Here is a 26,152-nt window from a genome sequence, read left to right on the forward strand (position 1 = left end):
CAGCCAGTATCAACGGCTAGGTAAGGGTAAAAGACAGTACCGATAAAGGAGTAACGGCACTTTGGTAGATTCGAATGACATCTTTAACATTTCTGATAGCGTTGTAACAGACAGTGCACGGATCGAGCATGTCACCTCGGATCCCCAGAGTTTTTTGCGTTATTTATTCGGCGTTGCAGTAGATGCGGCGTTACCGTTCGGTAAACTTGAACAGTATTTACCCGAGGATAAAAGTGGTCAGCTAGTCGTTATAGGTGCTGGTAAAGCAGCGGCATCCATGGCTAAAGAGCTGGAGAGTTGCTGGACTGGACCACTAAAAGGATTAGTGGTAACACGCTATCAGCATGGTGCAGACTGTCAGCATATTGAGGTCGTAGAGGCGTCGCATCCTGTGCCTGATGATCAGGGAGAGAAGGTGGCAAGGCGAATGCTCAAGCTTGTCTCTGAACTGACAGAAAAGGATCAGGTTATTTGCCTCCTCTCCGGCGGAGGGTCGGCACTTCTTAGTCTTCCAGCAGACGGTGTGCCGTTTGAGGAAAAACGCGATATCAATAAAGCGTTACTCCGTTCTGGCGCGACAATCAGTGAAATTAACTGTGTTCGTAAACACCTCTCCGCAGTGAAGGGTGGCCGACTCGCGAAAGCGGCTTATCCTGCTTCAATGCTAACCCTTGCTATTTCAGATGTGCCCGGTGATGAGCCAGATGTTATTGCCTCTGGGCCAACAGTCGCTGACCCAACAACAAGACAGCAGGCATCTGCAATCCTTGCACGATATCAGATTTCTGTCAGTGAGCAGGTGAGTCAATGGCTTGCCAGTGAGGATAGTGAAACACCGAAGCCCGGTGATCCCGAGTTATCGAGAAGTGACATTGTTTTAATTTCGACGCCATTACAGTCACTAGAGGCCGTTAAACAAGCATCAGAGGGTCAAAATATACCTGCTTTTATTCTCAGTGACAGTATTGAGGGGGAAGCGAGAGATATTGGAATGATGCATGGTGCAATGGCGGTACACTGCGCGACACAGCAGCAGCCTTTCACTCCACCGGTTGTGATTTTGTCTGGTGGAGAAACGACAGTCACGGTAAAAAATAAAAACGGTAGAGGTGGTAGGAATTGTGAATTCCTCTTGTCTTTGTATACGTGGATGCAGAACCAACAGTGTCGTCACCAAATTCATGCAATAGCTTGCGACACTGATGGTATTGATGGTGTAGAGGATAATGCCGGAGCCTTGCTCAGCCCGTCTCTCTATCATTACGCCGAACAGAAAAACCTTAATGCCGCCTTCTATCTGGATGCGAATAACAGCTATGCATTTTTTGAGGCGTTGAATACCTTGGTTGTGACGGGGCCAACCCGAACCAATGTCAACGACTTCAGAGCGATATTGATCCTGCCTGATCCTTGATACAGGCAGTGAACTACCGGCCCCACTCTTCTCGCTTCAGCATCAAAATGCCATCTTTTCCCTTTCTCTGGCTGCTTCGAAGCGAGTTTTTTATTCTGGGTATTGTTGAAATTCAAACTTAGCAGTACTTATTGATGACATGTCATTCCGTCAATGAGAAGTAGGTTAAGACAGCGCGCGTTACCTATATTTTCTCAAGCTCTCTTCAAAACAGACACTTTCATTCGGGTGGAATACACACAACTAACTCAAATAGCCTCATGGTTTAGGTTTTGGGGTACAGAGCTCTCTCTGACTTCAATGATGCTAAATCCGCGTGACAAACCTGCTCGTAGAGAGTATTGACTGAATCTTGATTGATACCTTGGACAGATAAACAGTGAGAACTGTTATCTAATCTTCAGCATACCTCCGGTAAACCATCTTCGAAAATCCATTCTGATTACAGTGCTCTTATTCTGACACAATGATAGCTGTCTGAAGGTCATGAAAAATAACTAAACGCTGCATCTTAAGATCGCATGCGTATATACTTTGCCATGCATCTTGAGACAACGTTGCAATGCCACCTTCTACTCTTAGGGAGACAGTAGGATTAAGAGGTTAATTTTCGGTATCGCTACATGGAGAAATGATGTCACGTATCAGGAAAAAAAATCAGGACAAAATAATAAACGTTGCCAGCAGACTTTTTGCAGAGAAAGGGTACGCAGGTACCAGCACTGCAGAGATTGCCAGCGAGGCAGAGATGCCAAAACCCAACCTTTACTACTATTTCAACACCAAAGACAAACTCTACAGAGCAGTACTTGAGAGTGTTACTAAACCGCTACTTGCTGCTTCTGAACCTCTTTCTAAAACGGATGATCCCCGCGAAGCGTTAACGGAATATATAAAAACGAAAATTATTATCTCGCGAGATCATGCGCTTGCATCGAAGACGTTTGCTAACGAGGTGATGACTGGAGCGACACATCTACCGAAAGATATATCTGATGCTTTGCTAGAACAGTCCCGTTTTATAATTCAAAAGTTTGAGAGTTGGATCGAAAAAGGGTTAATGGCACCTGTCTCACCTTATCATCTCGTATATATGTTATGGGCATCTACACAGACATACGCCGACTTTAATTGGCAGATTTGTCAGGTCGCTGGGAAAAGTGAGCTTGACGATAAAGACTACGAGGATGCCGCGAATTTTTTAGCTGAAATAGTTTTGAAAGGATGTGCGGTAAAATCTTAGTCAGCACCCGGCATGCTTGGATGACATGCATAAAACAATGAGCCCGCAGGTGCGGACTCATTGTGATAATTATGATGCTAGCGAGCACTGATCACATGAGTAAGAGTTTCAGTACAAACAGCGCGCTCAATATGTACATGGCGATAGAAATTTGATCCTGCTTACCTGTACCGACTTTTAGAACGGTATAGGTAATGAAACCAAGTGCGATGCCATTTGAAATTGAGAAGGTTAACGGCATCATCAGTGCGGTAACCGCAGCTGGCACTGCGTTCGTAAAGTCATCCCAATCGACATGGCGGATACTTCCCATCATAAGAAACGCCACATAAATCAATGCGCCTGCTGTGGCATAGGCGGGGATCATACCGGCTAACGGTGCAAGAAACATAGCTGCTAAAAAAAGCAACCCAACGACAACAGCAGAGAGCCCCGTTCTTGCTCCAGCCGAGACACCTGATGCACTCTCTACATAGCTGGTGACAGGAGGACAGCCAAAACACGCCCCGACAACACTGGAAAAGCTGTCGGCTTTTAACGCTTTTGGTAATCCATCTATCTTACCCGTTTCTTTGTTAACCAGGTTGGCTCGTTCTGCAACGCCCATCAGCGTGCCTGCGGTATCAAAAATATTGACGAACAAGAAGGCTAAGATCACGCTGATCATGCCCACATTGAGAATGCCGCCAAAGTCCATTGCCATAAATGTTGGTGCGATACTCGGTGGAGATGATACAAGTCCATTGTACTCAACGAGGCCAAGGAACATTCCAATCGCCGTGACACTGAATATACCTATCAATACTGCACCAAAAACCTGACGTACAGATAGCACACAGATAATGAGGAAGCATAATCCTGCAAGGCCTACTTCAGGTTTGGTAAAGTCTCCAAGTGTGACAAGGGTGGCAGGACTTGCAGCGACAATACCCGCTGTCTTCATACCTATTATGCCAAGGAATAAGCCGACTCCAGCAGTCATTCCATAACGAAGATCATTGGGAATGCTGTTGAGTATCCACTCCCTGACGCTAGATACACTCAATCCAACAAAAATGACGCCAGAGACAAATACAGCTGCGAGTGCGACTTGCCAGGAGTAGCCCATCTCACCGACTACGGTAAATGCAAAAAAAGCATTTAGCCCCATACCCGGAGCGAGCGCCACTGGCCAGTTAGCAAACAGGCCCATCATCAGCGTGCCTATTGCTGCCCCAATGCAAGTGGCCACGAATAACGCACCTGCATCCATACCAGTTGACGACATGATACTTGGATTTACAAAAATGATGTATGCCATCGTTGCGAAGGTAGTAATGCCTCCTATTACCTCTTGTTTGATGCTCGAACCATGCTCAGCAATTTTAAAGAAGTGTTGAAGTGCACCCTTATTTTTTAATTTAGATGTGTCTTCCATGTTTTCTTCCTGTTTTATTCAGTTGCAAACAAGCCTTCCTCGGGCGACAGCCTGAAGAGCGAACTTGTTCAACTATGCGTTGTCTATTGTCGACGCGAAAATCAGCTGCCTCGGTATGTTGAGAAGCTGTATGGAGAGACCAAAAGGGGAACATGATAATGCTGGTTTTGGTCATTAATACCAAACCTCAGCACCACGTCGTCAAGAAATGGGATTTCGTCGAGAGTCATACCCTGTTGCCTAAAATAATCTGCCGTTTCAAAAACCAGCTCATACTGTCCTTTGATGAGATCATCTCCGAGTAAAAGGGGAGAGTCTGTTCGTCCATCATGATTGGTGACCGTTGACGTGATCAGCACGCTTTCAGAGCCTGTCCGCTTGTACAAAGAAATCGAGATATTTGTACCAGGTCTTCCACTTGCTGTATCCAAAACATGTGTCGTCAACTTGCCCATAATTCCCTCTACTATGTAGTCATTAATTGTTATTGCGTCCTCCCAGTTTTTATTTACTGGGTTAAACCGGAACTGCACAGTTTAGTCTGGTAAGGTTGCATACAAATAGCAAGTTTCAATGTGCTGTAACATGTATTCAAAGTGAGAAAACATGTATCAAAATCACCTTTAAGGACACAATATGTGCAGTTTAAATCCATAATAAACTGAGAAAAAAAACTATTTTTAGTTCTTTGTATTATATTTATTCAATTGAAATTAAAGGATTAATTTACATAATTCAGTGCGGGGAATAAAGTGTTTATCATTCTGTTGGATTATTGTATACAATCTGCAATACTTACTTAGGTGCATTCAAAATTATCTGTGGTACCCCGCAAAGGAGACAACATGGCTCATGACTATCCAAGGAATTTGAAAGGATATGCTGATAACCCCCCTCATCCGCAATGGCCGGGTGACGCACGTATAGCGGTATCGTTTGTTCTGAATTATGAAGAAGGTGGCGAACGCTGTGTGTTGCATGGCGATAGAGAATCAGAGGCTTTTCTTTCTGAAATAGTTGCTGCTCAACCACTTCAGCAGAAAAGACACATTTCGATGGAGTCGATATATGAATACGGCTCTCGTGTTGGCGTTTGGCGAATCTTACGGTACTTCAGAGAACAGAAAATACCTCTAACCATATTTGCGGTGGGTATGGCAGCTGAGAGATATCCCGAAGTGATAAAGGCGATGGCTGATGATGGGCACGAAATCTGTAGTCACGGGTATCGTTGGATCGACTACCAAGACGTGTCCGTTGAGGCTGAAACTGAGGATTTGCACCGTGCTATTGCTGCACTCAAAGACATAACGGGAGAGAGACCTCTGGGTTGGTATACAGGACGAACCAGTCCCAATACCCGAAAAATTGTTGCCGACGAGGGCGGTTTTTTATACGACTCCGATGCATATGATGATGATTTGCCTTACTGGCATACCGAAGGCGAAAAACCGCAACTGGTTATTCCATACACCCTAGACGCGAATGATATGAGATTTGCAACGCCACAGGGTTTCAACTCAGGCGATCAATTTTTCCAATACCTGAAAGACAGCTTTGATGTGCTGTACGAGGAGGGAGCTGAATCCCCCAAAATGATGTCGGTTGGCCTCCACTGTCGTCTGGTAGGCCGTCCCGGACGGATGGCTGCTCTGAAACGTTTTATTGAGTATGTTCAGTCACACGACAAAGTGTGGTGTACCCGACGTGTTGATATCGCCAGACATTGGCATCAACACCACCCTTATCAGAAGATTCAAGGATAACGTCATGGCTAGGTTTTCCACGTGCTCGCCGTCAACAATGACTGAACAAGATTTCATGCAAATGTTTGGCGGCATATACGAACACAGCCCATGGATCGCAGCTGAGGTGTGGCAACAGGGTGTTGGCGACAGTGACGACGAAAAAGAGAGTTTCAAAACACGAATGGCAACCGTCTTCAATGATGCAACAGAAGATAAAAAGCTAGAGGTAATAAAAGCACACCCAGATCTGGCAGGCAAAGCTGCGATGAGGGGTGAATTAACTGAATCCTCAACGGCAGAGCAATCGGGGGCAGGCATAGATCAGTGCTCGCCCCGAGAGTTCGAGACATTTACCCGATTGAATGATGCCTACAAACAAAAGTTTGGCTTCCCTTTCATCATGGCAGTGAAAGGGGCCAACAAAGACCTCATTCTGGCCGCGTTTGTCAGCCGTATCGAAAATACCAGAGAGATTGAGCTGGAAACGGCGTATGAGGAAATCAATAAAATCGCCGCATTTCGTCTGGCTGAGCTCTAACTCTTCGGCTGGATTTTGACAAGACAAAAGGGGACTTGTCGTTACCTTTTATAATTAACGAGTGCACCATGTAATCAGGAATAAACACGTTCTGCAAATTGAAGCATATCGACACTGTATTGGTCGGGTGAAAGGGTAAGGGACGTATCTTTATATTAACCAAAGGATGCAGTGAATATGAGTAAAGAGACTGATTTTTGTACCTCAGTGAATTTGGCGAGCGCCAGACTGGGTACCGAAGTCATTTATGCCACTGATGATTTTTTTGCGGATAAAAGCCGTCTCGTTAAGGATGAGCCCGCAGAGTGGCGCGAAGACGTTTATGATGATAACGGTAAGTGGATGGACGGCTGGGAATCGCGAAGAAAGCGCGGTGAAGGCTATGATCACTGCTTGATTCGCCTTGGTCTGCCGGGATACATCCATGGGCTCGATATAGATACTACCCACTTCACGGGTAACTTCCCTCCCTCGGCGTCAGTGGATGCCTGCTATTCTCCCAACGGCGATCCCGATGATAATACTGAATGGCAGACTATCCTCGACTCCGTCAACCTCAATGGTAACAGTCATCATTATCACGCTGTAGATATCCCAGACAGGGACTTTACCCATATCCGACTCAATATCTATCCCGATGGCGGTGTTGCGAGACTTCGAGTATATGGTCATCCCCAGATTGACTGGAGCCAGGTATCACCCGAACAGGAAATCGATCTACTCGCAGTTGAAAATGGCGGTAAAGCGTTAGCCTGTAATGATCAGCACTTCGGCCATATGTCTAATCTCAATATGCCCGGACGCGGTGTCAATATGGGCGACGGATGGGAAACAGCAAGGCGCAGGGAGCCTGGTAATGACTGGGTGGTAATGCAACTCGGTCACTCGGGAACGATCAATCGAGTGGTTATCGACACAGCTCATTTTAAAGGCAATTTCCCCGACAAATGCTCAATTCAAGCTGCATTTGTTCAGGGTGGTACGCCGGATCAAATGGCAACACAAAGCCTTTACTGGAGAGAATTATTACCTCCCCAGAATCTGGCTGCACACACCATTCATGAGTACGTTCAGCAACTGGCCGATATCGGGCCAATCAACATGATCAGATTGAATATTTTTCCTGATGGTGGCCTGAGCCGTATCCGACTCTTTGGCACCAGACAGTAGAAGAATATGGGTATGAGGGTCATTCAACATGCAGTAAATGAGGCCTCATGAATTATCAAGGGAGTAATAATGTCTGATCAAAAACGTATCATCAACATTCAACCACTGACCAAGGAGGCTTTTGAGCCGTTCGGAGAAGTGATTGAAATTAAAGACCGCGACCATTTCGCAATTAACAATGGTTATGCTCATCGTTATCACAGACTGGCTGCAGCAGATGTAGACCAAGGCTCTGATGTGATTATGAGTATTTTCACTGTAGAGCCTTACCCATATCCGTTAGAAATGCGTTTGTTGGAAAGGCATCCGAAAGGTTCGCAGGCTTTTGTGCCGCTCCAAAACACCCCTTTTCTTGTCGTCGTTGCGCCTGTCGGAGAGCAGCCTGATCCTGAACAGATTCAGGCATTTATCACCGATGGCCAACAAGGCGTTAATTACCACCGGGGTATTTGGCATCATCCCGCTTTAGTGCTTAATCAGAATGAACGTTTCTTGATTGTCGATCGCGATGGTGAAGGCAACAATTGTGATGAATTTGAATTTAATAAAAACGATAGACTAATTATAAATCCCTAAAAAATATTAAGTTATTAGAACATTTTTCGATTTTGACATGAGTGCAAAGGTTGGAGTCAAAATCGAACAGGAGGAAGTTATGGAACCGATTTTTATCGAGTGGCTGAATCTTGCTATTCGTTGGGTTCACATGATCACGGGTATTGCCTGGATCGGAGCATCATTTTATTTCGTCTGGCTTGAAAATAACCTAAACCGAGCCAGTCCAAGAGAGGGATTATCTGGAGATTTATGGGCAATTCATGGTGGTGGTATATATCACCTTGAGAAGTACAAACTTGCGCCGCCTAAGATGCCGGATGATTTACATTGGTTTAAATGGGAGGCGTATTTTACCTGGCTAACGGGTATGGGACTGCTTGTTGTTGTTTTCTACACCAATGCGGACTTATACCTGATAAAACCGGGCGGCGATATTTCGCCACTAGCTGGCGTCGGTATAGGTTTACTGGCACTGGCGTTGGGTTGGGTCATTTATGATATTGCCTGTAACTCTTTTTTAGGTAAAAAGCCTGCATTGCTTGGCGTGTTGTTGTACCTGTTCCTTGTATTCGCAGCATGGCTACTGAGCTTGGTGTTCAGTGGTAGAGGAGCATATATTCATGTCGGCGCAATCATGGGCACCATCATGGTGGGTAATGTCTTTTTCGTCATCATGCCGGGACAGCGCTCACTCGTGAATGCGATTGAGAAAAATCTTGAGCCTGACCCCGTTTTACCCGCAAAAGCGTTATTGCGCTCTAGACATAATAACTACCTGACTTTGCCTGTACTCTTCATCATGATCAGCAACCATTTTCCGAGTACGTATGGTTCGGAATACAACTGGCTGATTTTGGCGGCACTGGCGGCGCTCAGTGTCATGGTGCGTCACTATTTTAATACACGCCATGGCAGCCAGAAGTATGCGTGGACGTTACCCACAGCGGCGCTTGGTATGGTGTGCCTCGCATATGTGTCTATACCGGACAGAGCATCGCCGGTGGCACCAACTGCACATTCGCACTCTCATGGAGCCGATGTACCTGCAGTTTCGTTTCAAAAAGTCGCATCCATTATTCGTGAGCGTTGTACTGTGTGTCATGCTGCGGCACCCACGCACCCATCTTTTGCCAGTGCGCCCGCTGGTGTGATGTTGGATACGCCCGAGCAGATGAAGAACGATGTAGACAGAATCGTTGCTCAGTCTGTGACAACTCAGATAATGCCCTTGGGTAACCTGACGCAAATGACGGAAGAAGAGAGAGACATCGTTGGCGCATGGGCTGCCGCTGGAGCACCGATAAACTAGTGTTTTACTTTTTTTAGCATCAATAAATGTTATGGGCCTCTTTACCGGGGCCCAACAATACTATCTTCACCTATCAGAAATTGGTAGATCACGTTGGCAATCAATGTCCTATCACCTCCACTGTGCTCTGATATGGATAACAAAGCGTCATTCACCTTCTTGTTGCCTGCTTTAGGACGAAGTTGCTCGAGGAGCTGAAGGAAAAATGGAACACTGAACTCAGGGTGTGGTTGAAAGGTGAGTATATGCTGGCTTTTTGTTGTAATGGCAAAGGGACAGAATTCGGAACTGGCAATGCATGTAAAACCGTCAGCTGGAGTGATCACTTGATCCTGATGGACAACAATTAGGCTGATGGTTTGTTCTTTTTGTAGCAAAGAAAAGTCCGATTGAATGGTGAAAGGGCGGGTCCCTATTCCCCAGCCTTTTTGTGATTTTTCAACGATTCCACCCAGCGCTTTATGTATAAGTTGGTGTCCGAAACAAACGCCGACCGTGGGACATTTTTCCTGATCTGCTCGTCGTACAAAATCGCATAAACTTTCAATCCATGGTAGCGGCTCATAAACACTGGATTTGCTGCCACTCAGGACCCATGCATTGCATTCATCAACGGACGAGGGAAACTCAGAGTTAAAGCATCGCCAAACAGAAAAAGTAAAGTCACCACAAGTAGACAGCATAGTAATAAAGTCTTGATCATAAGTCCCAAATTCATCCAGTGACTCGGGATAGTGTTCATCGCAGAGAAGGATACCGATTCTCATATATACACATGCCTCTTTATGACTGAACTTGTCTATATTTTGCAGTCTGACCCAGTTATGCCGCTAAAAATTTCATTTGTTAGTGAAATAGATAAAGATTCTCACAACTGGGCTATCAACAACTTCTGTTGTGTGTCATATCAATACATTAGCCATGAAATTAACGCAAAAAATGAGCAAAAAAGATTCACCATTTGTTCGAATGATAAGCAAAATGTGTTTAGTGGAAACTAAAAGTTGCAGTTGACCACATATTGCAAGTGTCCAGCCTTTCATTGTTGGGTTAAACTCAAGTAAGATGCTGGAGAGAGTCTGGACATCATAGTGATGTGCCGAGCCATTATCATAGTGGAGAAACAAGCTTGATTAGTGTTTTCCTAGTAGATGATCACGAGCTGGTTCGCACAGGGATACGGCGCCTTCTTGAAGACGCCCGTGGAATGAAAGTGGTAGGGGAAGCCGAAAGCGGTGAAGAAGCAGTTAAGTGGTGTCGAAGTTCTAATGCTGACATCATCTTAATGGATATGAACATGCCGGGAATTGGTGGCTTGGAAGCGACCAAAAAAATGCTCAGGTATAACCCGGACATAAAAATTATTGTATTGACAATACACACGGAAAACCCGTTTCCAACCAAAGTTATGCAAGCTGGTGCAGCTGGGTATTTGACCAAAGGCGCTGGTGCTGACGAAATGGTACAGGCGATTCGTGCTGTTAACAGTGGACAAAGATATATTTCACCAGAAATTGCTCAGCAAATGGCATTAAGCCAGTTTTCGTCTGCATCTGAAAACCCTTTCAAGGACTTATCAGAGCGCGAGCTTCAGATAATGATGATGATTACGAAAGGGCAAAAGGTGACAGATATTTCTGAACAGTTGAATCTCAGCCCTAAAACGGTAAATAGCTATCGCTATAGATTGTTTAACAAGCTGGGTATTAACGGTGATGTTGAATTGACCCACCTCGCAATAAGACATGGTATTCTGGATACGGAAACTTTGTGACAACAATAGACGCCAGAAAAAACGTGTTTGACGCCAAAAGTTTTTTAAAAACAGTCCCGGAGAGCCCCGGTGTCTATCGTATGATGGATGCTGATGGGCAGATCATTTATGTCGGTAAAGCGAAGGCGCTGAAAAAGCGCCTTTCGAGCTATTTTCGCAAAAACGTTGTTGGTGAAAAAACAAAGGCATTGGTCAAAGCAATCGCTGATGTTGAGTTCACTGTGACGCATAGTGAAACAGAAGCTCTTATACTTGAACATAATCTGATCAAGAAACACCTTCCTCGTTATAACGTTTTACTCCGCGATGATAAATCTTATCCCTATATTCTCCTTAGCAATCACAGGCATCCGAGGTTGAGCATTCATCGTGGTGCTAAGAGGAGAAAGGGCGAGTATTTTGGTCCGTTCCCAGACTCTGGTGCCGTAAGACAAAGCCTGTATTTACTGCAGAGGATTTTTCCTGTTCGACAGTGTGAGGACTCTGTGTATGCAAACCGGACACGCCCTTGTCTGATGTATCAGATTGGCCGTTGTTCTGGTCCTTGTGTAGAAGGTATTGTCTCCGAGGAACACTACAGCGAAATGGTTGATTACACCCGTCAGTTCCTGCAAGGCAAGGACAGACAGGTGATTGCCTCCTTGGTGACTAAAATGGAGGAGGCCAGTAAGAATCTGGAGTTTGAAAAAGCGGCCGAATACAGAGATCAGATTCAAGCGCTGAGAAGAGTGCAGGAGCAACAGTTTGTTTCTCAGGACAGTGAGGACGATTTGGATGCTATTGGCGTCTCTATTGAGAACGGTGTTGCTTGTATCCACGTATTGTTTCTCCGTCAAGGAAAAATACTGGGGAGTCGGAGTTATTTCCCGAAAATGCCAGCAAATACAGACGCTGAGGAAGTGGTCGCCAGCTTCCTCGGACAGTTTTACATAAAGCAGGCTGAGGGCAGAACAGTTCCTACGAGCATTTTGGTGGGGATAGATCTGGGTGAGGAACTTGAACTGCTGACCAAGGCATTATCTGAGTTAGCTGGCCGCAAGATATCTGTTCAGAGTAAGCCCCGCGGTGCCCGGGCACGTTTTCTTAAACTGGCTCAAACCAACGCTGCTACTGCGTTGACCAGTAAGATTAATCATAAAATGACCATTCATAATCGCTTTCTGGCACTGGCGGAGACGCTGCAGCTCGATCCTATTAAAAGGATGGAATGTTTCGATATCAGTCATACCATGGGCGAGAAAACAGTGGCGTCTTGTGTCGTATTCAATCAGGATGGGCCAGTCAAACCTGAATATCGTCGTTACAACATTACCGGAATTACAGGTGGTGATGACTATGCTGCGATGGCGCAGGTATTAGAACGACGTTATGGCAAGCAGATGGACCCAGAAAAAATTCCTGACATCATTTTGATTGATGGTGGCAAGGGGCAGCTTAATCGTGCGTGGGAGGTGGTGAAACCCTTCATGGATTGCTGGCCAAAGCATCCTCTGATGCTGGGCGTGGCAAAAGGAGTGACGCGTAAACCTGGGTTGGAGACGCTGATAAAGGTCAGTGGAGAAGAGTTTTCATTACCCTCAGACGCTCCCGCGCTCCATCTTATTCAGCATATTCGTGATGAAAGTCATAATCATGCGATCGCCGGTCACCGGGCGCAAAGAGCTAAAGTTAGAAAATCGAGCGTTTTACAAGAAATTGAAGGTGTTGGCCCCAAAAGAAGGCAGGCATTGCTCAAATATATGGGCGGAATTCAAGAATTAAAAAGAGCGAGTGTCGAAGAAATCGCCAAAGTACCGGGTATTAGCCGGGTTTTAGCGGAGAAAATTCATTCTTCATTGCAACAACACTGACGTTGCGGCACCATACAGCAGTAATCCATTATATCTAAATAAAGTATGCGACTTAACTTACCAACGATTCTTACCCTGATACGCATTGCATTAATCCCGGTTTTTGTTGTCGCGTTCTATCTCCCCTTTTCATGGTCTGCATTTTTTGCAGCTCTCATTTTTGTTATTGCTGGTTTTACGGACTGGTTAGACGGTTATCTGGCCAGGACCTTAAATCAAACGACACGCTTTGGGGCGTTTCTTGACCCCGTCGCTGATAAGGTGATGGTCGCTATCGCGTTGGTGCTCATTGCGGAGCACTATGGCAGCATCTGGATCACGTTGCCTGCAGCGACAATGATTGCCCGTGAAGTGATTATCTCAGCGCTGCGCGAATGGATGGCTGAATTAGGTAAGCGTGCCAGTGTCGCAGTATCTTGGGTGGGCAAGTTCAAAACTGCCTCTCAAATGTTTGCATTAACTATGCTCCTTTGGCGGCCTGATTCGTTTATCATCACCATTGGCTATATTGCGCTTTATGCTGCAACTGCCCTTACTTATTGGTCTATGTATCAATATCTTTTAGCGGCTAAAGATGACCTTCTCGCTGATTGAGTATAAGAAAGCCGGGTTGTGACCCGGCTTTTTTCTTTGTTCATTTATCCCATCCAAAGTGACAGACCAATCTCACGTCAGAATCACCATCAATGTGCCAGCCAGTGTGAGCAACACATTTGCAATTGCGTAGGTACCTGCATATCCAAGGGCTGGTATCGTACTTCTTGCATGCTCGTTAATCATATCCATCGCTGGCGCACAGGTACGCGCACCAATAATTGCGCCAAATAGCAGGGCGCGGTTCATTTTGAGTACGTAAGCTCCCATCAAGTAAGCAAGGATCACGGGTACCAGACTCACGAGGGTGCCGCAAAGCAGAATTTCGAGTCCCATTTGCTTGAGAGATTCCAGCATGTTACCGCCAGCACTTAATCCGATTCCCACCATAAAGGTCATGAGACCCAGCTCCTTTGCCATATTAATGGCACCTTGAGGAACATAGCCAAAAGTAGGGTGGTTAGCACGCAGGAAGCCAAGCATAATACCCGCTATGAGTAACCCTGACGCACTGCCAAGTCCAAAGCTCACGTGACCAAACGACATGGTGATCAGGCCGAAAATTAGCCCAAGAATAAAGAAAGAGCAGAAAGCTAAAAGATCCGACACTTGACTGTGAACAGAAATAAAGCCAATTCGTTCAGCAAGCCCAAGTACCCTGCTTTTTTCTCCACTGACCTGAAGCACATCACCTTTTGACAGCATGATGTTATGATCCATTGGCATCTCAATCTGAGCCCGTATTACCCGATTAAGGAAACAGCCGTATTCTGACAGATTCAGGTCTGACAGCTTCTTGCCAATAATGCTATCGTTTTTAACCACGATTTCTTCTTCGGTTATCCGAAGGTCAAGAAGATCGCGGTCGAAGACCTCTTTACCATTTCTAAAGTTGGGGTCTAATCGTGCATGGCTGTCTGGGTAGCCCAGAAGAGCAATTTCGTCCCCCTCCTGAAGAATGGCGTCGCCATCAGGGTTGGCAAGAATACCGTTACGCCTAACACGTTCGATATAACATCCTGTTTGGCGATAGATACCAAGTTCTCGAAGGTTTCTACCATCAATCCAGTTAATCAACTCTGGACCAACCCGATAAGCGCGTATTATCGGCAGGTAAACTTTTCGTTGGCTACTTGACCCCAATCCACGTTCACGGGCAATTTGTTGTGCTGAGTCTTCAAGGTTTTCCTTTTGCAGCCTTGGCATGAGTTTGGCTAAAAGAATCAGACTTATCAGGCCGACTAAATAGGCCATGGCGTAGCCGACGCTGAGGTTATCTATCATGATGGCGATAGTATCTGGTGAGTGATCGTTGCCAGATAATCCGGTTTTGAGCGCATCTTTGGCCCCCACTAACACAGGAGTTGCTGTCATTGCCCCAGCCATCATCCCTGTCGCGATACTGGTATCGAAACCAAAGACGTATTGCAAACTGAGAGTCAGTGCAATAGAAGACAAAAGAACTGTCATTGCGAGAACAAGGTAAGACTTACCGTCACGGAAGAAGATACCGAAGAAATTGGGTCCAGCCTCGATGCCTACACAGAAAATGAATAGCATAAAACCAATGTTGAGAGCTTCGGGCCCGAAGGAGTAGCCGGCATGGCCAAATAGGAGTGACGTCAGGAGGACGCCAATGGCACTGCCAAATTGAAAGTTGCCAAGGCGAATTTTTCCGAGGCTGAGGCCGATGGCCAGAACAACAAAAAGTAACAGGATGTCCTGTTGGTGGAGCAGGGTTGCAACGTCTATGTTCACAGCAAGCGTGTCCGGGGTGGTGCTTATGGTTAAAATTGGCCGTTGATTATACTGTTTTTAGCTGAGAAGAAAGTTATTTTTGCGATTCATAAGTGATTTTTCTGTCAAGATTCACTGGTTGTGCATTTTAACTCTAGAAAGGCGATTAAAAAGACTGAATTGAAGACGGCCAGACAAAATAAAAAAGCCAGTTTACTACTGGCTTTATCGATTTTCACTCGGAGTTGAATGCTTATTCTTGGTATAGGCCTAAGTGTTCTTTGGCATAAGCCTCGAATTCTGTATATCCGCCCACGTGTTCCTGATCGATGAAGATCTGCGGAACCGTCTCGACAGGCTTACCGACTGTTTTTTCGAGGTCGGCTTTTGAGATACCTTCAGCGTGAATATCAACGTAACGGTAGTTGAAATCTTCACGGTTTTCTTTCAGTGATTCTGCTAAGTCTTTTGCACGTACACAGAATGGGCAGCCTGGACGACCGAAAATGACGACAAACATCTCTTACTCCTTTGAAGTTTTCAGATACTATGCATAAGAATACTGTTTCGGTAAAGTAGATTATTTAGTTTTTAACTATCGAAAAAATCTATCGATTCTTTTATGGTCAATGTCTTAGCTTCCAACGCCAATGTGATGCTTGCAATCATGCTTAAAGAACGTCGTTTATGGGGAAGTATCTATTGGTACCGATAAAGCACTTACAGCTGCGAGTATGTGTCAAGTAGATCATAGATCCCAGTGAAGTCGATGGAATGTTTCCTTTCTGGGAAAATTGATGCTTGATGTGTATTTTATATCGCATCAACACAGTTATGAGGTGGAAAAGCCCATTTTTCCTTTCAGATCATCAGTTTTAATCTCATCCTTTCAGACTGATTATTCAATGAAAAGCCATGGCAAGACAGCCATCAATAAACTTGCAGATTGACTCAAAGACAGGTATCTGTCGCTCATTAAGATATCTGTGAGCAATTGATACCTGTTGATTAATTTTTATCTGGATCATATTCCGCACTTAATCTACTGCCGGCAGGGGAAGGCCATTAGGCTTATTAATGAACATGACTTATATTCACGGTCGGGTACTAGCCCAGAGCAGAGGCAAGCACAATACCGCTCTTTATTTAAAAGTGGCATTCCGCAATATACGCTAGAGAAAATAAAAACAGCAAAAGATAAAATGTGGGTAGTCGACAATGATAAATAAAAACAACAAGTTGAGGAAATATCGGGTAGGAGAGCCTCACCTATGCCAAAAGGGGGAAGTAGGAAATCAGAGGCGTTTTTATAATCGAAAGAGTAAAATCAACGACTCTGACCATATTGGTCACAATTTTCTCAGTTAAAGGTATAATTTCTGTCAAAGAAATACTCATTTTAATTTCGATATTATTCACAATGGGTGCACTATTTATTATTCAGTACCCATAATCAAGACGTTAATTGTCACGTTTTACGTACCTCCCCCCTAACTAAGTGCGGCTATTTCCATGAAATATGGATTTGTACTTATGCTTGGTGCCTTAAAAAGTGGGCTATGATAGATTAATTTCAATAACACTGATGGAGCCAGATTTAATGTTTATTGGAAAGTTATCAAAGAAAGTCGGTATTAGTATTAAGGCCATTAGATATTATGAAGAGATTGGCTTAATTAAGCCCGCGCAAAGAGAGGGAAAATATCGAGTTTATGATGATAGTTACATCCCAGTATTAGAGATAATAAAACTAGCTAAAAAGCTTGGCTTTACATTAGATGAGTTAAAGGAGATAGCCGAGTCTAAAAGCCAACAAGGTTTGGTGCCCATAACGCAATTACGACAAGCGCTAGGAAAAAAACGCGCGAATGTTATGCAACAAATTGAAGCACTTAATCAAGTCCTGTCAGATATGACAACGCTTGAAGAGCAGGTTACTCAATACAACCAATGTTTACTTAGCAACTTAGCGTCGCTTGAACCCATGAATTAAAAACATCTAAATTTAGCTATTGACTCTCCTCTATACAGGAGAGTTTAGGATAAAGGCCTAAATCATCTAATAGGTCAAAAACATGAAAACAGCATTTATAACAGGGGCAACCTCAGGCATAGGCTTAGCTCTCGCGAAAGAGTTATCGGCGCAGGGCTACTCACTCATTCTTCATGGTAGAGACGAAGAAAAACTCACTAAATTGCAAAACCAAGTCGATGGAGTAGTCTCAACCATATGTTTAGATTTATCTCAAGTCAGCGCTCATAGTGAACTGGTCAAGCAGCTATCAAAATATGACAATACCATTGATATCGCTGTAAATAATGCAGGGTTTGGTCTGTACGGAGCACACTGTGAGCTAGCGCCTGATCAAGTTCAATCGATGATTTCTGTTAATATTTTGGCTCTCACTCATTTAAGCGAATACTTCGCAAAACGAATGGAAAAACAAGGTTTCGGCTATATATTGAATGTGGCTTCTACGGCGGCTTATCAGCCACAGCCATACATGGCTGCCTATGCGGCAAGCAAGGCTTATGTTGCCAGCTTTAGTGAGTCGCTAACCGTTGAAATGAAAAACAAAGGGGTCAATATTACCTGTTTGTCACCAGGCAGAACTGATACTGGTTTCTTTAGTTTTGATGGTGATGATGCCTCAAGCAGAGGAAACGGTACTTTTTCAGCAAAATACCGTGCAAGCCCTGAAAAGGTAGCAAAGCTTGGCCTAAAAGCCCTATTTAAAGGAAAATACCGCGAAGTTCCTTTCTTAGATAATAAATTTTACGTGTTCTTAAACCGCATACTGCCAAAAACTATCATGCTTAAAATGTATAGCCAAGCAATGACAAATATTTAGTCTTTAATTGAGGAAAATCAATGGGGTCAGAGTCGTTGATTTAGGCTTTACTTGTGTTTGACGGGCCTTATTGGTGCGACGCAAAACTAATGGAATAGTTAAGTTATGGCCCGCCTTCCCCGATTAAATCTGCCTAATGTACCTCAGTATATTGTTCAGCGTGGTAACAATCAGCAAGTGACTTTTGTTGAAGCAGATGACTATGTTGTTTACTTAGAAAAGCTAAAGTACTACGCCAGAGAATATGAAGTAAAAATACATGCGTCTGTACTGATAACTAATCATGTTTATTTATTGGCATAGAGATGCATCTATTTGATGGACGCCATGTGAATGGATAAGGTTGCTGTATCCGTCTCTAAGAAAGCGCATAAGGGAATTTATGAATCAGGTTATTGATACCATTTTATCGCACAGGTCTATCAGAAAATTTACTGAGCAGCCGATTTCAGACCAGCAACTGGAAGCAATTCTAAATGCTGCCAGAGCGGCTTCAAGCTCAAGCTTCATCCAGTGTGTTAGCGTGATTCGTGTAACTGATACAGAGAAGCGTCGTCTACTTGCTGAGTATGCAGGAGGACAGGCCTATGTCGAAACCTGTGCGGAGTTCCTCGTTTGGTGTTCTGATTTTAGCCGTCATGTTCAAATTAAACCTGACGCTAAAGTCGGATTTGCAGAGCAGACGTTGATCGGCGCAGTAGATACCGCTTTGATGGCTCAAAACGCTATGCTGGCTGCAGAGTCAATGGGTCTCGGAGGTGTGTATATTGGCGGGCTCAGGAATAATCCTGATAAGGTGTGTGAGCTATTAAAACTTCCTGAACATGTATATGCAGTATTCGGTATGTGCCTTGGTCATCCGGACCAAGATCCAGAAATTAAACCGCGACTCCCTAAGTCAATTATGGTTCATGATAATGACTACAAGCGCATTGATGAAGAAACGTTAGCTGAATATGATGAACAGGTACGTGAATATTATCAGACACGTACGGGCGGTAATAAATCTACCAGTTGGACCGAACAAATCTCAGCAACACTCGATAAGGAAGCGCGTCCTTTCATGAAAGATTTTCTGCGGCGAAAAGGCTATTTAAAATTCTAATTCTTTGATCGTTCTATCTTGGGCTGTCAGTAAAATCACTAGCTAAACCGAGAAGTTAATGACATGCGTAGGTCAATATTCATTCTGTTTTTTGAGACGAGTAAGACAAGCATAAGTAAAAAAATGTTTCATAAATCACGTTTTTGAGCAATAATTCGCGCCCTAAAATTTTCTTCTCAATTTGTAATGAGTACTACTATGTCAACCAAACTGGCAAACCCTGCACCGCTGGGCCTTATGGGCTTCGGTATGACTACCGTTCTATTGAACATTCATAACGCAGGCTTTTTCCCCCTTGATTCAATGATTCTTGCTATGGGTATCTTTTACGGTGGTCTGGCGCAAGTCATTGTCGGCATCATGGAGTTTAAAAAGGGTAATACTTTTGGTACCACGGCATTTACGTCTTATGGTTTATTCTGGCTGACTTTGGTAGGTTTGCTGGTTATGCCTAAAATGGGTCTAGCTGCACCAAGTCCAGCGGGTTTCATGGCTTGGTATCTGACTATGTGGGGAATCTTTACTGCATTTATGTTTGTAGGTTCGCTGCGCTATTGCCTTGCTAAACAATTCGTATTCGGCAGCCTAACCGTATTATTCTTCCTACTTGCTGCCCGCGACTTCACTGGTAGTGCTTTTATCGGCACAATCGCTGGTCTTGAAGGTATTATTTGCGGCGCAAGCGCAATCTACTTTGCAATGGCTCAGGTTCTTAATGAAGAATATGGTCGCACCATTCTTCCTGTTGGCGATAAGCAGCCAGCTCTAAAAATCGCATAAATTTTGCGAGGGCTGGTCTAGTGCCAGCCCGACATTTTTAAACACAGCAAATACAAGTCATCAATATACCGCTAGATACATCCACCACTCCATCTTCGACCATTATTTATATGTATCTATTCCGAAAGGAAGGCCCCTTCCTACAGTTGAGTACTATAGATATGGAGCCAATATTCTTACTTCTAAATCAGTATATTAATTAGTCTAAAATATTATGTTTTTCTGCAGCTAGAAAAACAATTTGCCTAATTTCATCTTTACTTAGGTCATAATCACTTATTTCACCGTCATCAATATCTAGAATACGCGTCTCATATTTTAGTAAGTCCATATAATATTTTTTACCTTTCCTGAGTACGCTAATATTAGATGGTGAATTATAACCTCGTGTTTCACTGTAGAGGAGAAGGTAATTTCGCTCTTGGTTAGTGAAATTTATGCCATCTTTATTGTTTAAGTCCAACTCTACACCCAGTAAATCAAAAACTGTGGGCAGTAAATCGAGTAAATTCGCTGAATCCGCCTTAGTCATTGGTAAATCATTGTTAAAGATACACAACGGAATTTGTACCTGCTGGTTTATTGTTGCGCTTGAATGAGTAAAGTAGCCTTCTTCTCCAAATGATTGACCATGATCTCCTGTCAAGATAACGATCGTATTCTTCAACACGTCATCGTCCTTAAGTTTATTTAGCATTGTGTGAACAATATCAAGAGCTTCATCAACTGCATTGAGGTAGCGACCTCTATCATCGGTATTTTTGTATCTATTAAATTTATCTTTATTCTCTACGGAGTATCTGCTGTGGGTCTGACTATTCAATACGTGTATGAAAGCTTTTCCTCTCTTAAGTTTCTCTGAAATGACATCGATATTATCAAGTAATCTATAGTCATTTGAACTTGTGCAATCTATTAAATCTTCACCATCAATAATTGAGTCAAATCCAGCGTCAACAAGCTTGGTTTTCATCTCAAAATGTTTGGTTTCCTGAGTTGAGATAAACAGAGAATCATATCCATGTTTTTTCAACTCGTGAAGAGTATTGTAAGTACCGTTTACGCCATATTCATTGGTGTAAAGCTGCATAATTGATTGGTTGGTATTGGGGCTCACTGAGTAAAAGCGTTGTACTTCAGATCTGTTAGTAAATGAATCAGTAATTTTTCTTGCAACCGGAGAGTCAGAGAACGCTTCGTCAGACATTGATTCAATAGTAAAAAGAAGTACATTAAAGTCCTTAGCTTTACCAAAATGTTCTGACTTATTCGTACTCGATTCTTTCATTCTTGATTGTAAAATCTCATCTAGAATATGTTTATTATTTTCTGTTGATATACCTTTCTTAATAGATGAACCCAACAGAAAGCCATAAAAAACAGATTTTAAACTAAGAAATCTTTTAAATTTAATAATGTCAAGGCTGAGTAATGAAAAAATTATAAGTAAAGCATGGTATATAACATTTGATTCCTCAACATATTTCCCTAAAGTCATTAATAAAATAGAAATAACAATCCAAGCTAAAAATGATTTAATATTTTTAATTTTTGACTTTGTTAAGCAAAAAACTAATAATATTATAGATGCTATAAGGAAATAATTCACTCCTGAGTCGAGATATATAAGGCTAGATATAAGGAATAAGTATGCAGCTAACATCCAATGAAAACGTGTTATTAAGTTAATAACAGCCTTAAACTCACCTTTGAAAGTGCTGACACCTTGGGTAAATACCTTAACATTATCCAATGATATTTTCATACCAAAGCAAAACATTATTAATGAATCTATCCATAGTATCGTTAATATAATTATTAATGCACCATAATAAAAGTGATTATTCAGAATTATAGATATAACTGTGATAATAAATAGAGATAAAACATCTCCTAGATTTAGTTTCCCTGGTGTTGAAAATTTGACTTTATAAATTTTTTTAATAAAAGAAGAATATATAGTCAACACTGAAAATATGAGAATTAATTGTTCGATATTCATTGACTTTCTCAAAAACTCAAAAATAGAAACACGAATTTCAGTATGTCTTTACTGAAGGTCTTGGGATGATATTTTACCAACTTTATTGAACACGATACATAGAAGTGAAACAAAAACGTTACATCCAGACATATTAAAGATGAAGCGAGTTTTAGGTGGATACTCCAGCATATAAAACTTTATTCTTTTTATGACACATTGTCTTGATTATTAGCCGTAACTGCTGATGAGGAGGGTACTTGTATTTTTAATGGTTATATGAGTGCTTTGAAAGAGGAAAATAAGGTGATAAAAACCGTATGCTCTTCATAATATTTAAGAGCATACGGTAAAACTCATAAGAATTGAGATAGGCGCAGTTTAGGGGTTAGTCACAAAGTACTTTGATTGCCAGACCGCCCTGAGACGTCTCGCGATACTTAGCATTCATGTCTTTTCCGGTTTCAAGCATAGTTTCAATAACTTTGTCCAGAGATACCCTGGGGTCAGACGAGCGACGAAGTGCCATACGCGAAGAGTTAATTGCTTTAACCGCAGCGATACCATTACGTTCAATACACGGCACCTGAACCTGACCAGCAACAGGGTCACATGTTAATCCAAGGTTGTGCTCCATACCGATTTCTGCCGCCATACAGACTTGCTGTGGACTACCACCCATCAACTCAGCCAGTCCCGCTGCAGCCATTGAGCAAGCCACACCAACTTCGCCCTGACAGCCAACTTCAGCACCTGAAATAGAGGCGTTTCGTTTGTATAGTCCACCAATAGCACCGGAAGCCGCAAAATAACGTGTGTAATCCTGTGGGCTGACTGGTTGGATAAACTTATCGTAATAAGCCAGTACAGCAGGGATAATACCGCAGGCACCATTAGTTGGTGCAGTCACCACACGGCCGCCCGCTGCGTTTTCCTCATTGACCGCGAACGCAAACATGTTGACCCAGTCAACCACTGCCATTGGATCTGTGTCGTTCTTCTCAGTGGTCGCTAGCTGTTGTTTTAGCACAGCGGCGCGTCTCGGTACACGAAGTGGTCCAGGTAAAACACCCTCTTTACTCATTCCGCGTTCCAGACACTCACGCATGGTTTTCCATATGCTAGCGAAGTATGACTGAATCTCATTTTCTTCGTGCATAGAACGCATATTTTCCATAACCAGCGCACTGATAGACAGGCCCGATTCCTGGCATTGACCGAGGAGCGTTTCAGCGTTGTGGAATGCGTAAGGAACATCGACTTTGCCTTGGTCATCTTTACCAAAGTTTTCTTCATCGACAATGAAACCACCACCGATGGAGTAATACGTTTTCGAGTAAACCAGCTCTTCATCATTAAATGCATGAATTTGCATGCCATTTTCATGTAGAGACAGGTTTGTACGGTGGAAATTCATCCCGCCTTCACGTGGAAAATCAACGATATGGCCGTCGATACCAACAGGGAGACGTTCAGTCTCTTCCACATGTTTGATGAAGCCAGGGATGCTGTCGATATCTACGTGCTCAGGACTGTTTCCTGCCAGCCCCATGATGATAGCAATGTCTGTATGATGGCCTTTGCCAGTTAATGACAGCGAGCCATATACATCAACGGTGATTTTTGTGATGTCCTGAAGCTTCTCTAAACCTCGTAGATCGTCGATAAACGATTTACCCGCCTTCATGGGTCCCACTGTGTGAGAACTGGAAGGGCCAACACCAATTTTGTAGATATCAAAAACACTGATCATTTGTCATACCTCAATCAATGCACGGAATTCATCTCCGGGCATCAGGAATCTATTTTTCTTAAATCCGTCCTTGGAGGTAGCGCGTTTTTCGTCTGATTTAATTACTGAAAAATCAGATGGAAAGGAGCAAGACCCGTTGGCCTTGCTCGGCAAAGGACGCGTATTCTACATGATTTTTTAACCAACGAAACCGTAAAGAATCGCTGAGATTGCAACAGTACCCATCACGGCAACAAACAGGTTACCTAGGTTGCCCGCGTACTTTTTCATGGCCGGTACTTTTCTGACCGCGTACATTGGCATGATGAATAAGATGGTTGCGATAATTGGACCACCCAATGACTCGATGAGGCCGAGAATACTTGGGTTAATAGTGGCAACCAGCCAGATAGTCAGAATCATAAAGACGACAGTAAACGTGTCGATTTTCTTGATATCGACCTTTTTTCCACGTCCACGAAGCTGTTTGGTGATAAGTCCGTTTAGGCCTTCACGTGCGCCAAGGTAGTGACCGAAGAATGAGGACACGATGGCAATGAAAGCAACCAGTGGGCCAAGATATGAGATAAATGGGCTGTCATGTTTGTTGGCAAGATACGACAAGATGGCAATGTTTTGTTCCTTGGCCATCGCCAGATCTGCTGGGGTTAAACTGAGCACACATGAGAAAACAAACAGCATGACAAAGCCAAGTAACATGCCAGAGGCGCGTTTAAGGATAGCCGTGGCTTTTTCCTCAGCTTTATCACCGTATTCACGGTGCTGTGCCATAGAAAATGCTGAAATAGCAGGGCTATGATTGAATGCAAATACCAGCACTGGGATTGAGATCCAAAGCGTCGATAAAAAGTCACCCGCTGATGGGACTTGTTCGAGTGCGGACAGATTCCATTCTGGGATCAGGTAAATCGACATAGAAAGTAAAATCGCAACCAAGGGATACACCAAGAATTGAGTGACTTTCAGCATCATCTGTTCGCCCGCAATCATGATGGCCATCATTGATAGAATCAGCACAATTGATAGAAGGACGCGTGGCAGTGACTCCATTCCTAGCTGATTGACCATGAAGGAATCAACGGTGTTAGTAATACCAACGCCATAGATGAGTACGATTGGATAAATCGCAAAGAAATAAAGTAGGGTGATGAGCTTACCCGCTGTTATCCCGAAATGTTCTTCAACGACTTCAGTGATATCGCTACCTGGCTTTTTAGAGGAAAGTACAAAACGTGCTAAGCCACGGTGAGCGAGAAATGTCATAGGTCCAACGAGCAATGTCATTGCAACCAATGGCCAAAAGCCGTTCATACCAGCGTTGATCGGAAGGAATAGGATCCCTGCGCCAACAGCGGTACCGAAAAGAGAGAGCGTCCATGTGGTATCTTTGGCAGACCACTTCATCTGTGCTGCCGAATTTTTTACTGCAGAAGTTGATAGATTTTGCATTGATTCGTTCTTATCCCGGCATTGCCGAGTCATTCATTTAGGACCGAGGGCATTCTCTCTATTTCTAAGACTAATTCCACGGTAAAATGCAAAAAAAAGAAAAAAATATAATTTTTTATATAAAAAGATGATCAAGATCAATGTAAAAGGTTTGACATTAAAAAATTTTTTATTTCATTACAATTTATTTGAATCCCATTTGGTGAATAAATATTCGAAGGATTTGCGCTGTAACTCCCCAGATCAGATGACCCTGATAATGAACAGCATCTAAGTTATAGGTTTTGCCCTTGAACTGAATTTGATGGCTTCCCCATGACCTCTGGTCAAGAATTTGTCTTAGGGGTACTTCAAACAGGCAGTCGACTTCCTGATGGTTTATCGTAGGCTGATAGTCACTATCGACAAAGGCCAAAACGGGTGTCACATGGTAACCTGACACTGTTGGCAAAATGGGTAAGGTGCCAAATATAGAATCTCTGCCAGTCATCACACCAATTTCTTCTTCCATCTCTCTAAGGGCTGTCGCAAAGGTATCGACATCCTCAGGATCGACTTTACCGCCGGGAAAGCTTATCTGGTTGGGGTGATGTTTGAGATGGCTGGCACGTCGGGTGAAAAGTATGAAAAGTTCACCTTGCCTTTCGACGAAGGGAACAATCACAGCGGCAGATGTCGGCGTTTTAATACCGCGTAGACGGGTTGCCGTTTCTGCCCGATCCAGCATCTGCGGATCGTAGTCCTTACAAGGGCTGAGACAGAATCTCTGCATTAACCAAGACTTGGAGTATTGCTCAGGGTGATGAGCAATACTATTATTTGAAACTGGATTGCCGAATGTGGGCGAATTTACTTCCATTTGCGCCTCTCAATTATTGTT

At 43.5% G+C, this 26,152-nt stretch carries 24 protein-coding genes; 15 read left to right on the forward strand and 9 right to left on the reverse strand.

The features are described 5' to 3' along the window. Window positions 1-121 precede the first annotated feature (121 nt). Together A8L45_RS14010 and A8L45_RS14015 are read left to right on the forward strand one after the other, a co-directional pair. Window positions 122-1,414 (forward strand): glycerate kinase type-2 family protein, encoded by a 1,293-nt coding sequence (locus A8L45_RS14010; RefSeq protein ID WP_068903414.1) that lies wholly within the window; start codon window positions 122-124, stop codon window positions 1,412-1,414. 634 nt (window positions 1,415-2,048) lie between these two features. Continuing rightward, the gene (locus A8L45_RS14015) at window positions 2,049-2,657 is read left to right on the forward strand and encodes a TetR/AcrR family transcriptional regulator (protein WP_068903336.1); all 609 of its coding nucleotides are present in this window, start codon (window positions 2,049-2,051) and stop codon (window positions 2,655-2,657) included. A gap of 91 nt (window positions 2,658-2,748) precedes the next feature. On the opposite strand, the gene A8L45_RS14020 is transcribed toward A8L45_RS14015, so the two are convergent. After that, a complete protein-coding gene (locus A8L45_RS14020) occupies window positions 2,749-4,074 on the reverse strand; it encodes an NCS2 family permease (RefSeq protein WP_068903338.1) in 1,326 nt (441 codons plus the stop codon). 101 nt (window positions 4,075-4,175) lie between these two features. Then, window positions 4,176-4,529 (reverse strand): hydroxyisourate hydrolase, encoded by a 354-nt coding sequence (gene uraH / locus A8L45_RS14025; RefSeq protein ID WP_068903340.1) that lies wholly within the window; start codon window positions 4,527-4,529, stop codon window positions 4,176-4,178. Window positions 4,530-4,919: 390 nt separating this feature from the next. Between uraH and puuE the strand changes: the two genes are divergently transcribed. From puuE to A8L45_RS14050, 5 genes are all read left to right on the forward strand, one after another. After that, entirely contained in the window at window positions 4,920-5,840 is a 921-nt protein-coding gene (gene puuE, locus A8L45_RS14030; RefSeq protein ID WP_068903343.1) for an allantoinase PuuE, read from the forward strand. 4 nt (window positions 5,841-5,844) lie between these two features. Beyond that, a complete protein-coding gene (uraD, locus tag A8L45_RS14035; protein WP_068903346.1) occupies window positions 5,845-6,360 on the forward strand; it encodes a 2-oxo-4-hydroxy-4-carboxy-5-ureidoimidazoline decarboxylase in 516 nt (171 codons plus the stop codon). A 177-nt stretch (window positions 6,361-6,537) separates the two neighbouring features. Beyond that, window positions 6,538-7,530 (forward strand): allantoicase, encoded by a 993-nt coding sequence (gene alc / locus A8L45_RS14040; protein WP_068903348.1) that lies wholly within the window; start codon window positions 6,538-6,540, stop codon window positions 7,528-7,530. Window positions 7,531-7,599: 69 nt separating this feature from the next. Then, window positions 7,600-8,106, forward strand: coding sequence for an ureidoglycolate lyase (locus A8L45_RS14045; protein ID WP_068903350.1), 507 nt, complete (start codon window positions 7,600-7,602; stop codon window positions 8,104-8,106). 79 nt (window positions 8,107-8,185) lie between these two features. Next, window positions 8,186-9,397 (forward strand): urate hydroxylase PuuD, encoded by a 1,212-nt coding sequence (locus tag A8L45_RS14050; protein WP_068903352.1) that lies wholly within the window; start codon window positions 8,186-8,188, stop codon window positions 9,395-9,397. A 41-nt stretch (window positions 9,398-9,438) separates the two neighbouring features. On the opposite strand, the gene A8L45_RS14055 is transcribed toward A8L45_RS14050, so the two are convergent. After that, entirely contained in the window at window positions 9,439-10,164 is a 726-nt protein-coding gene (locus A8L45_RS14055; protein ID WP_068903354.1) for a type 1 glutamine amidotransferase, read from the reverse strand. Between the two features lie 362 nt (window positions 10,165-10,526). On the opposite strand from A8L45_RS14055, the gene uvrY reads away from it, so the two are divergent. The 3 genes from uvrY to pgsA are packed head-to-tail and all read left to right on the forward strand — an operon-like array spanning window position 10,527 to window position 13,615. Next, complete coding sequence (gene uvrY / locus A8L45_RS14065; RefSeq protein WP_068903358.1) at window positions 10,527-11,171, forward strand: UvrY/SirA/GacA family response regulator transcription factor; 645 nt, start codon at window positions 10,527-10,529, stop codon at window positions 11,169-11,171. Window positions 11,172-11,194: 23 nt separating this feature from the next. Continuing rightward, window positions 11,195-13,021 carry an excinuclease ABC subunit UvrC gene (uvrC, locus tag A8L45_RS14070; RefSeq protein WP_083228350.1) on the forward strand — a complete coding sequence of 609 codons (1,827 nt, stop codon included), beginning with the start codon at window positions 11,195-11,197 and terminating at the stop codon, window positions 13,019-13,021. A 45-nt stretch (window positions 13,022-13,066) separates the two neighbouring features. Then, a complete protein-coding gene (pgsA, locus tag A8L45_RS14075) occupies window positions 13,067-13,615 on the forward strand; it encodes a CDP-diacylglycerol--glycerol-3-phosphate 3-phosphatidyltransferase (RefSeq protein WP_068903359.1) in 549 nt (182 codons plus the stop codon). A gap of 72 nt (window positions 13,616-13,687) precedes the next feature. On the opposite strand, the gene A8L45_RS14080 is transcribed toward pgsA, so the two are convergent. Further along, on the reverse strand, window positions 13,688-15,373 hold the full coding sequence (locus A8L45_RS14080) for an aspartate:alanine antiporter (protein WP_068903361.1): 1,686 nt from the start codon (window positions 15,371-15,373) through the stop codon (window positions 13,688-13,690). A gap of 232 nt (window positions 15,374-15,605) precedes the next feature. Beyond that, the gene (locus A8L45_RS14085; protein WP_068903363.1) at window positions 15,606-15,872 is read right to left on the reverse strand and encodes a GrxA family glutaredoxin; all 267 of its coding nucleotides are present in this window, start codon (window positions 15,870-15,872) and stop codon (window positions 15,606-15,608) included. A 1,065-nt stretch (window positions 15,873-16,937) separates the two neighbouring features. Between A8L45_RS14085 and A8L45_RS14090 the strand changes: the two genes are divergently transcribed. The 5 genes from A8L45_RS14090 to A8L45_RS14110 all read left to right on the forward strand — a co-directional run bounded on the left by A8L45_RS14090 (window position 16,938) and on the right by A8L45_RS14110 (window position 20,089). Continuing rightward, window positions 16,938-17,345: a MerR family transcriptional regulator gene (locus A8L45_RS14090; RefSeq protein WP_245680731.1), complete on the forward strand. Its 408-nt coding sequence runs from the start codon at window positions 16,938-16,940 to the stop codon at window positions 17,343-17,345. 82 nt (window positions 17,346-17,427) lie between these two features. Continuing rightward, window positions 17,428-18,204, forward strand: coding sequence for an SDR family NAD(P)-dependent oxidoreductase (locus tag A8L45_RS14095; protein WP_068903366.1), 777 nt, complete (start codon window positions 17,428-17,430; stop codon window positions 18,202-18,204). A gap of 105 nt (window positions 18,205-18,309) precedes the next feature. Beyond that, window positions 18,310-18,507: a hypothetical protein gene (locus A8L45_RS14100; protein ID WP_068903368.1), complete on the forward strand. Its 198-nt coding sequence runs from the start codon at window positions 18,310-18,312 to the stop codon at window positions 18,505-18,507. A gap of 79 nt (window positions 18,508-18,586) precedes the next feature. Further along, entirely contained in the window at window positions 18,587-19,309 is a 723-nt protein-coding gene (gene nfsA, locus A8L45_RS14105; protein WP_068903370.1) for an oxygen-insensitive NADPH nitroreductase, read from the forward strand. A 198-nt stretch (window positions 19,310-19,507) separates the two neighbouring features. Beyond that, on the forward strand, window positions 19,508-20,089 hold the full coding sequence (locus A8L45_RS14110; protein WP_068903372.1) for an acetate uptake transporter: 582 nt from the start codon (window positions 19,508-19,510) through the stop codon (window positions 20,087-20,089). Window positions 20,090-20,288: 199 nt separating this feature from the next. On the opposite strand, the gene A8L45_RS14115 is transcribed toward A8L45_RS14110, so the two are convergent. From A8L45_RS14115 to A8L45_RS14130, 4 genes are all read right to left on the reverse strand, one after another. After that, complete coding sequence (locus A8L45_RS14115; protein WP_068903374.1) at window positions 20,289-22,091, reverse strand: sulfatase-like hydrolase/transferase; 1,803 nt, start codon at window positions 22,089-22,091, stop codon at window positions 20,289-20,291. A gap of 367 nt (window positions 22,092-22,458) precedes the next feature. After that, window positions 22,459-23,823: an L-serine ammonia-lyase gene (locus A8L45_RS14120; RefSeq protein ID WP_068903376.1), complete on the reverse strand. Its 1,365-nt coding sequence runs from the start codon at window positions 23,821-23,823 to the stop codon at window positions 22,459-22,461. 177 nt (window positions 23,824-24,000) lie between these two features. Beyond that, window positions 24,001-25,272: an HAAAP family serine/threonine permease gene (locus A8L45_RS14125; RefSeq protein ID WP_068903379.1), complete on the reverse strand. Its 1,272-nt coding sequence runs from the start codon at window positions 25,270-25,272 to the stop codon at window positions 24,001-24,003. A gap of 184 nt (window positions 25,273-25,456) precedes the next feature. Then, on the reverse strand, window positions 25,457-26,131 hold the full coding sequence (locus A8L45_RS14130; protein ID WP_083228346.1) for a CoA pyrophosphatase: 675 nt from the start codon (window positions 26,129-26,131) through the stop codon (window positions 25,457-25,459). Window positions 26,132-26,152 lie beyond the last annotated feature (21 nt).

It is taken from the genome of Veronia pacifica (assembly GCF_001707825.1).
In the GTDB taxonomy this organism is placed as follows: domain Bacteria; phylum Pseudomonadota; class Gammaproteobacteria; order Enterobacterales; family Vibrionaceae; genus Veronia; species Veronia pacifica.

What these genes read in the sequence shown, in the direction of transcription:
- A8L45_RS14015 (WP_068903336.1), top strand. Translation starts at nt 2,049, where the DNA reads ATGTCACGTATCAGGAAAAAAAATCAGGACAAAATAATAAACGTTGCC.
- A8L45_RS14020 (WP_068903338.1), bottom strand. Translation starts at nt 4,074, where the DNA reads ATGGAAGACACATCTAAATTAAAAAATAAGGGTGCACTTCAACACTTC.
- uraH (WP_068903340.1), bottom strand. Translation starts at nt 4,529, where the DNA reads ATGGGCAAGTTGACGACACATGTTTTGGATACAGCAAGTGGAAGACCT.
- puuE (WP_068903343.1), top strand. Translation starts at nt 4,920, where the DNA reads ATGGCTCATGACTATCCAAGGAATTTGAAAGGATATGCTGATAACCCC.
- uraD (WP_068903346.1), top strand. Translation starts at nt 5,845, where the DNA reads ATGGCTAGGTTTTCCACGTGCTCGCCGTCAACAATGACTGAACAAGAT.
- alc (WP_068903348.1), top strand. Translation starts at nt 6,538, where the DNA reads ATGAGTAAAGAGACTGATTTTTGTACCTCAGTGAATTTGGCGAGCGCC.
- A8L45_RS14045 (WP_068903350.1), top strand. Translation starts at nt 7,600, where the DNA reads ATGTCTGATCAAAAACGTATCATCAACATTCAACCACTGACCAAGGAG.
- A8L45_RS14050 (WP_068903352.1), top strand. Translation starts at nt 8,186, where the DNA reads ATGGAACCGATTTTTATCGAGTGGCTGAATCTTGCTATTCGTTGGGTT.
- A8L45_RS14055 (WP_068903354.1), bottom strand. Translation starts at nt 10,164, where the DNA reads ATGAGAATCGGTATCCTTCTCTGCGATGAACACTATCCCGAGTCACTG.
- pgsA (WP_068903359.1), top strand. Translation starts at nt 13,067, where the DNA reads ATGCGACTTAACTTACCAACGATTCTTACCCTGATACGCATTGCATTA.
- A8L45_RS14085 (WP_068903363.1), bottom strand. Translation starts at nt 15,872, where the DNA reads ATGTTTGTCGTCATTTTCGGTCGTCCAGGCTGCCCATTCTGTGTACGT.
- A8L45_RS14090 (WP_245680731.1), top strand. Translation starts at nt 16,938, where the DNA reads ATGGAGCCAGATTTAATGTTTATTGGAAAGTTATCAAAGAAAGTCGGT.
- A8L45_RS14095 (WP_068903366.1), top strand. Translation starts at nt 17,428, where the DNA reads ATGAAAACAGCATTTATAACAGGGGCAACCTCAGGCATAGGCTTAGCT.
- A8L45_RS14100 (WP_068903368.1), top strand. Translation starts at nt 18,310, where the DNA reads ATGGCCCGCCTTCCCCGATTAAATCTGCCTAATGTACCTCAGTATATT.
- nfsA (WP_068903370.1), top strand. Translation starts at nt 18,587, where the DNA reads ATGAATCAGGTTATTGATACCATTTTATCGCACAGGTCTATCAGAAAA.
- A8L45_RS14110 (WP_068903372.1), top strand. Translation starts at nt 19,508, where the DNA reads ATGTCAACCAAACTGGCAAACCCTGCACCGCTGGGCCTTATGGGCTTC.
- A8L45_RS14115 (WP_068903374.1), bottom strand. Translation starts at nt 22,091, where the DNA reads ATGAATATCGAACAATTAATTCTCATATTTTCAGTGTTGACTATATAT.
- A8L45_RS14120 (WP_068903376.1), bottom strand. Translation starts at nt 23,823, where the DNA reads ATGATCAGTGTTTTTGATATCTACAAAATTGGTGTTGGCCCTTCCAGT.
- A8L45_RS14125 (WP_068903379.1), bottom strand. Translation starts at nt 25,272, where the DNA reads ATGCAAAATCTATCAACTTCTGCAGTAAAAAATTCGGCAGCACAGATG.
- A8L45_RS14130 (WP_083228346.1), bottom strand. Translation starts at nt 26,131, where the DNA reads ATGGAAGTAAATTCGCCCACATTCGGCAATCCAGTTTCAAATAATAGT.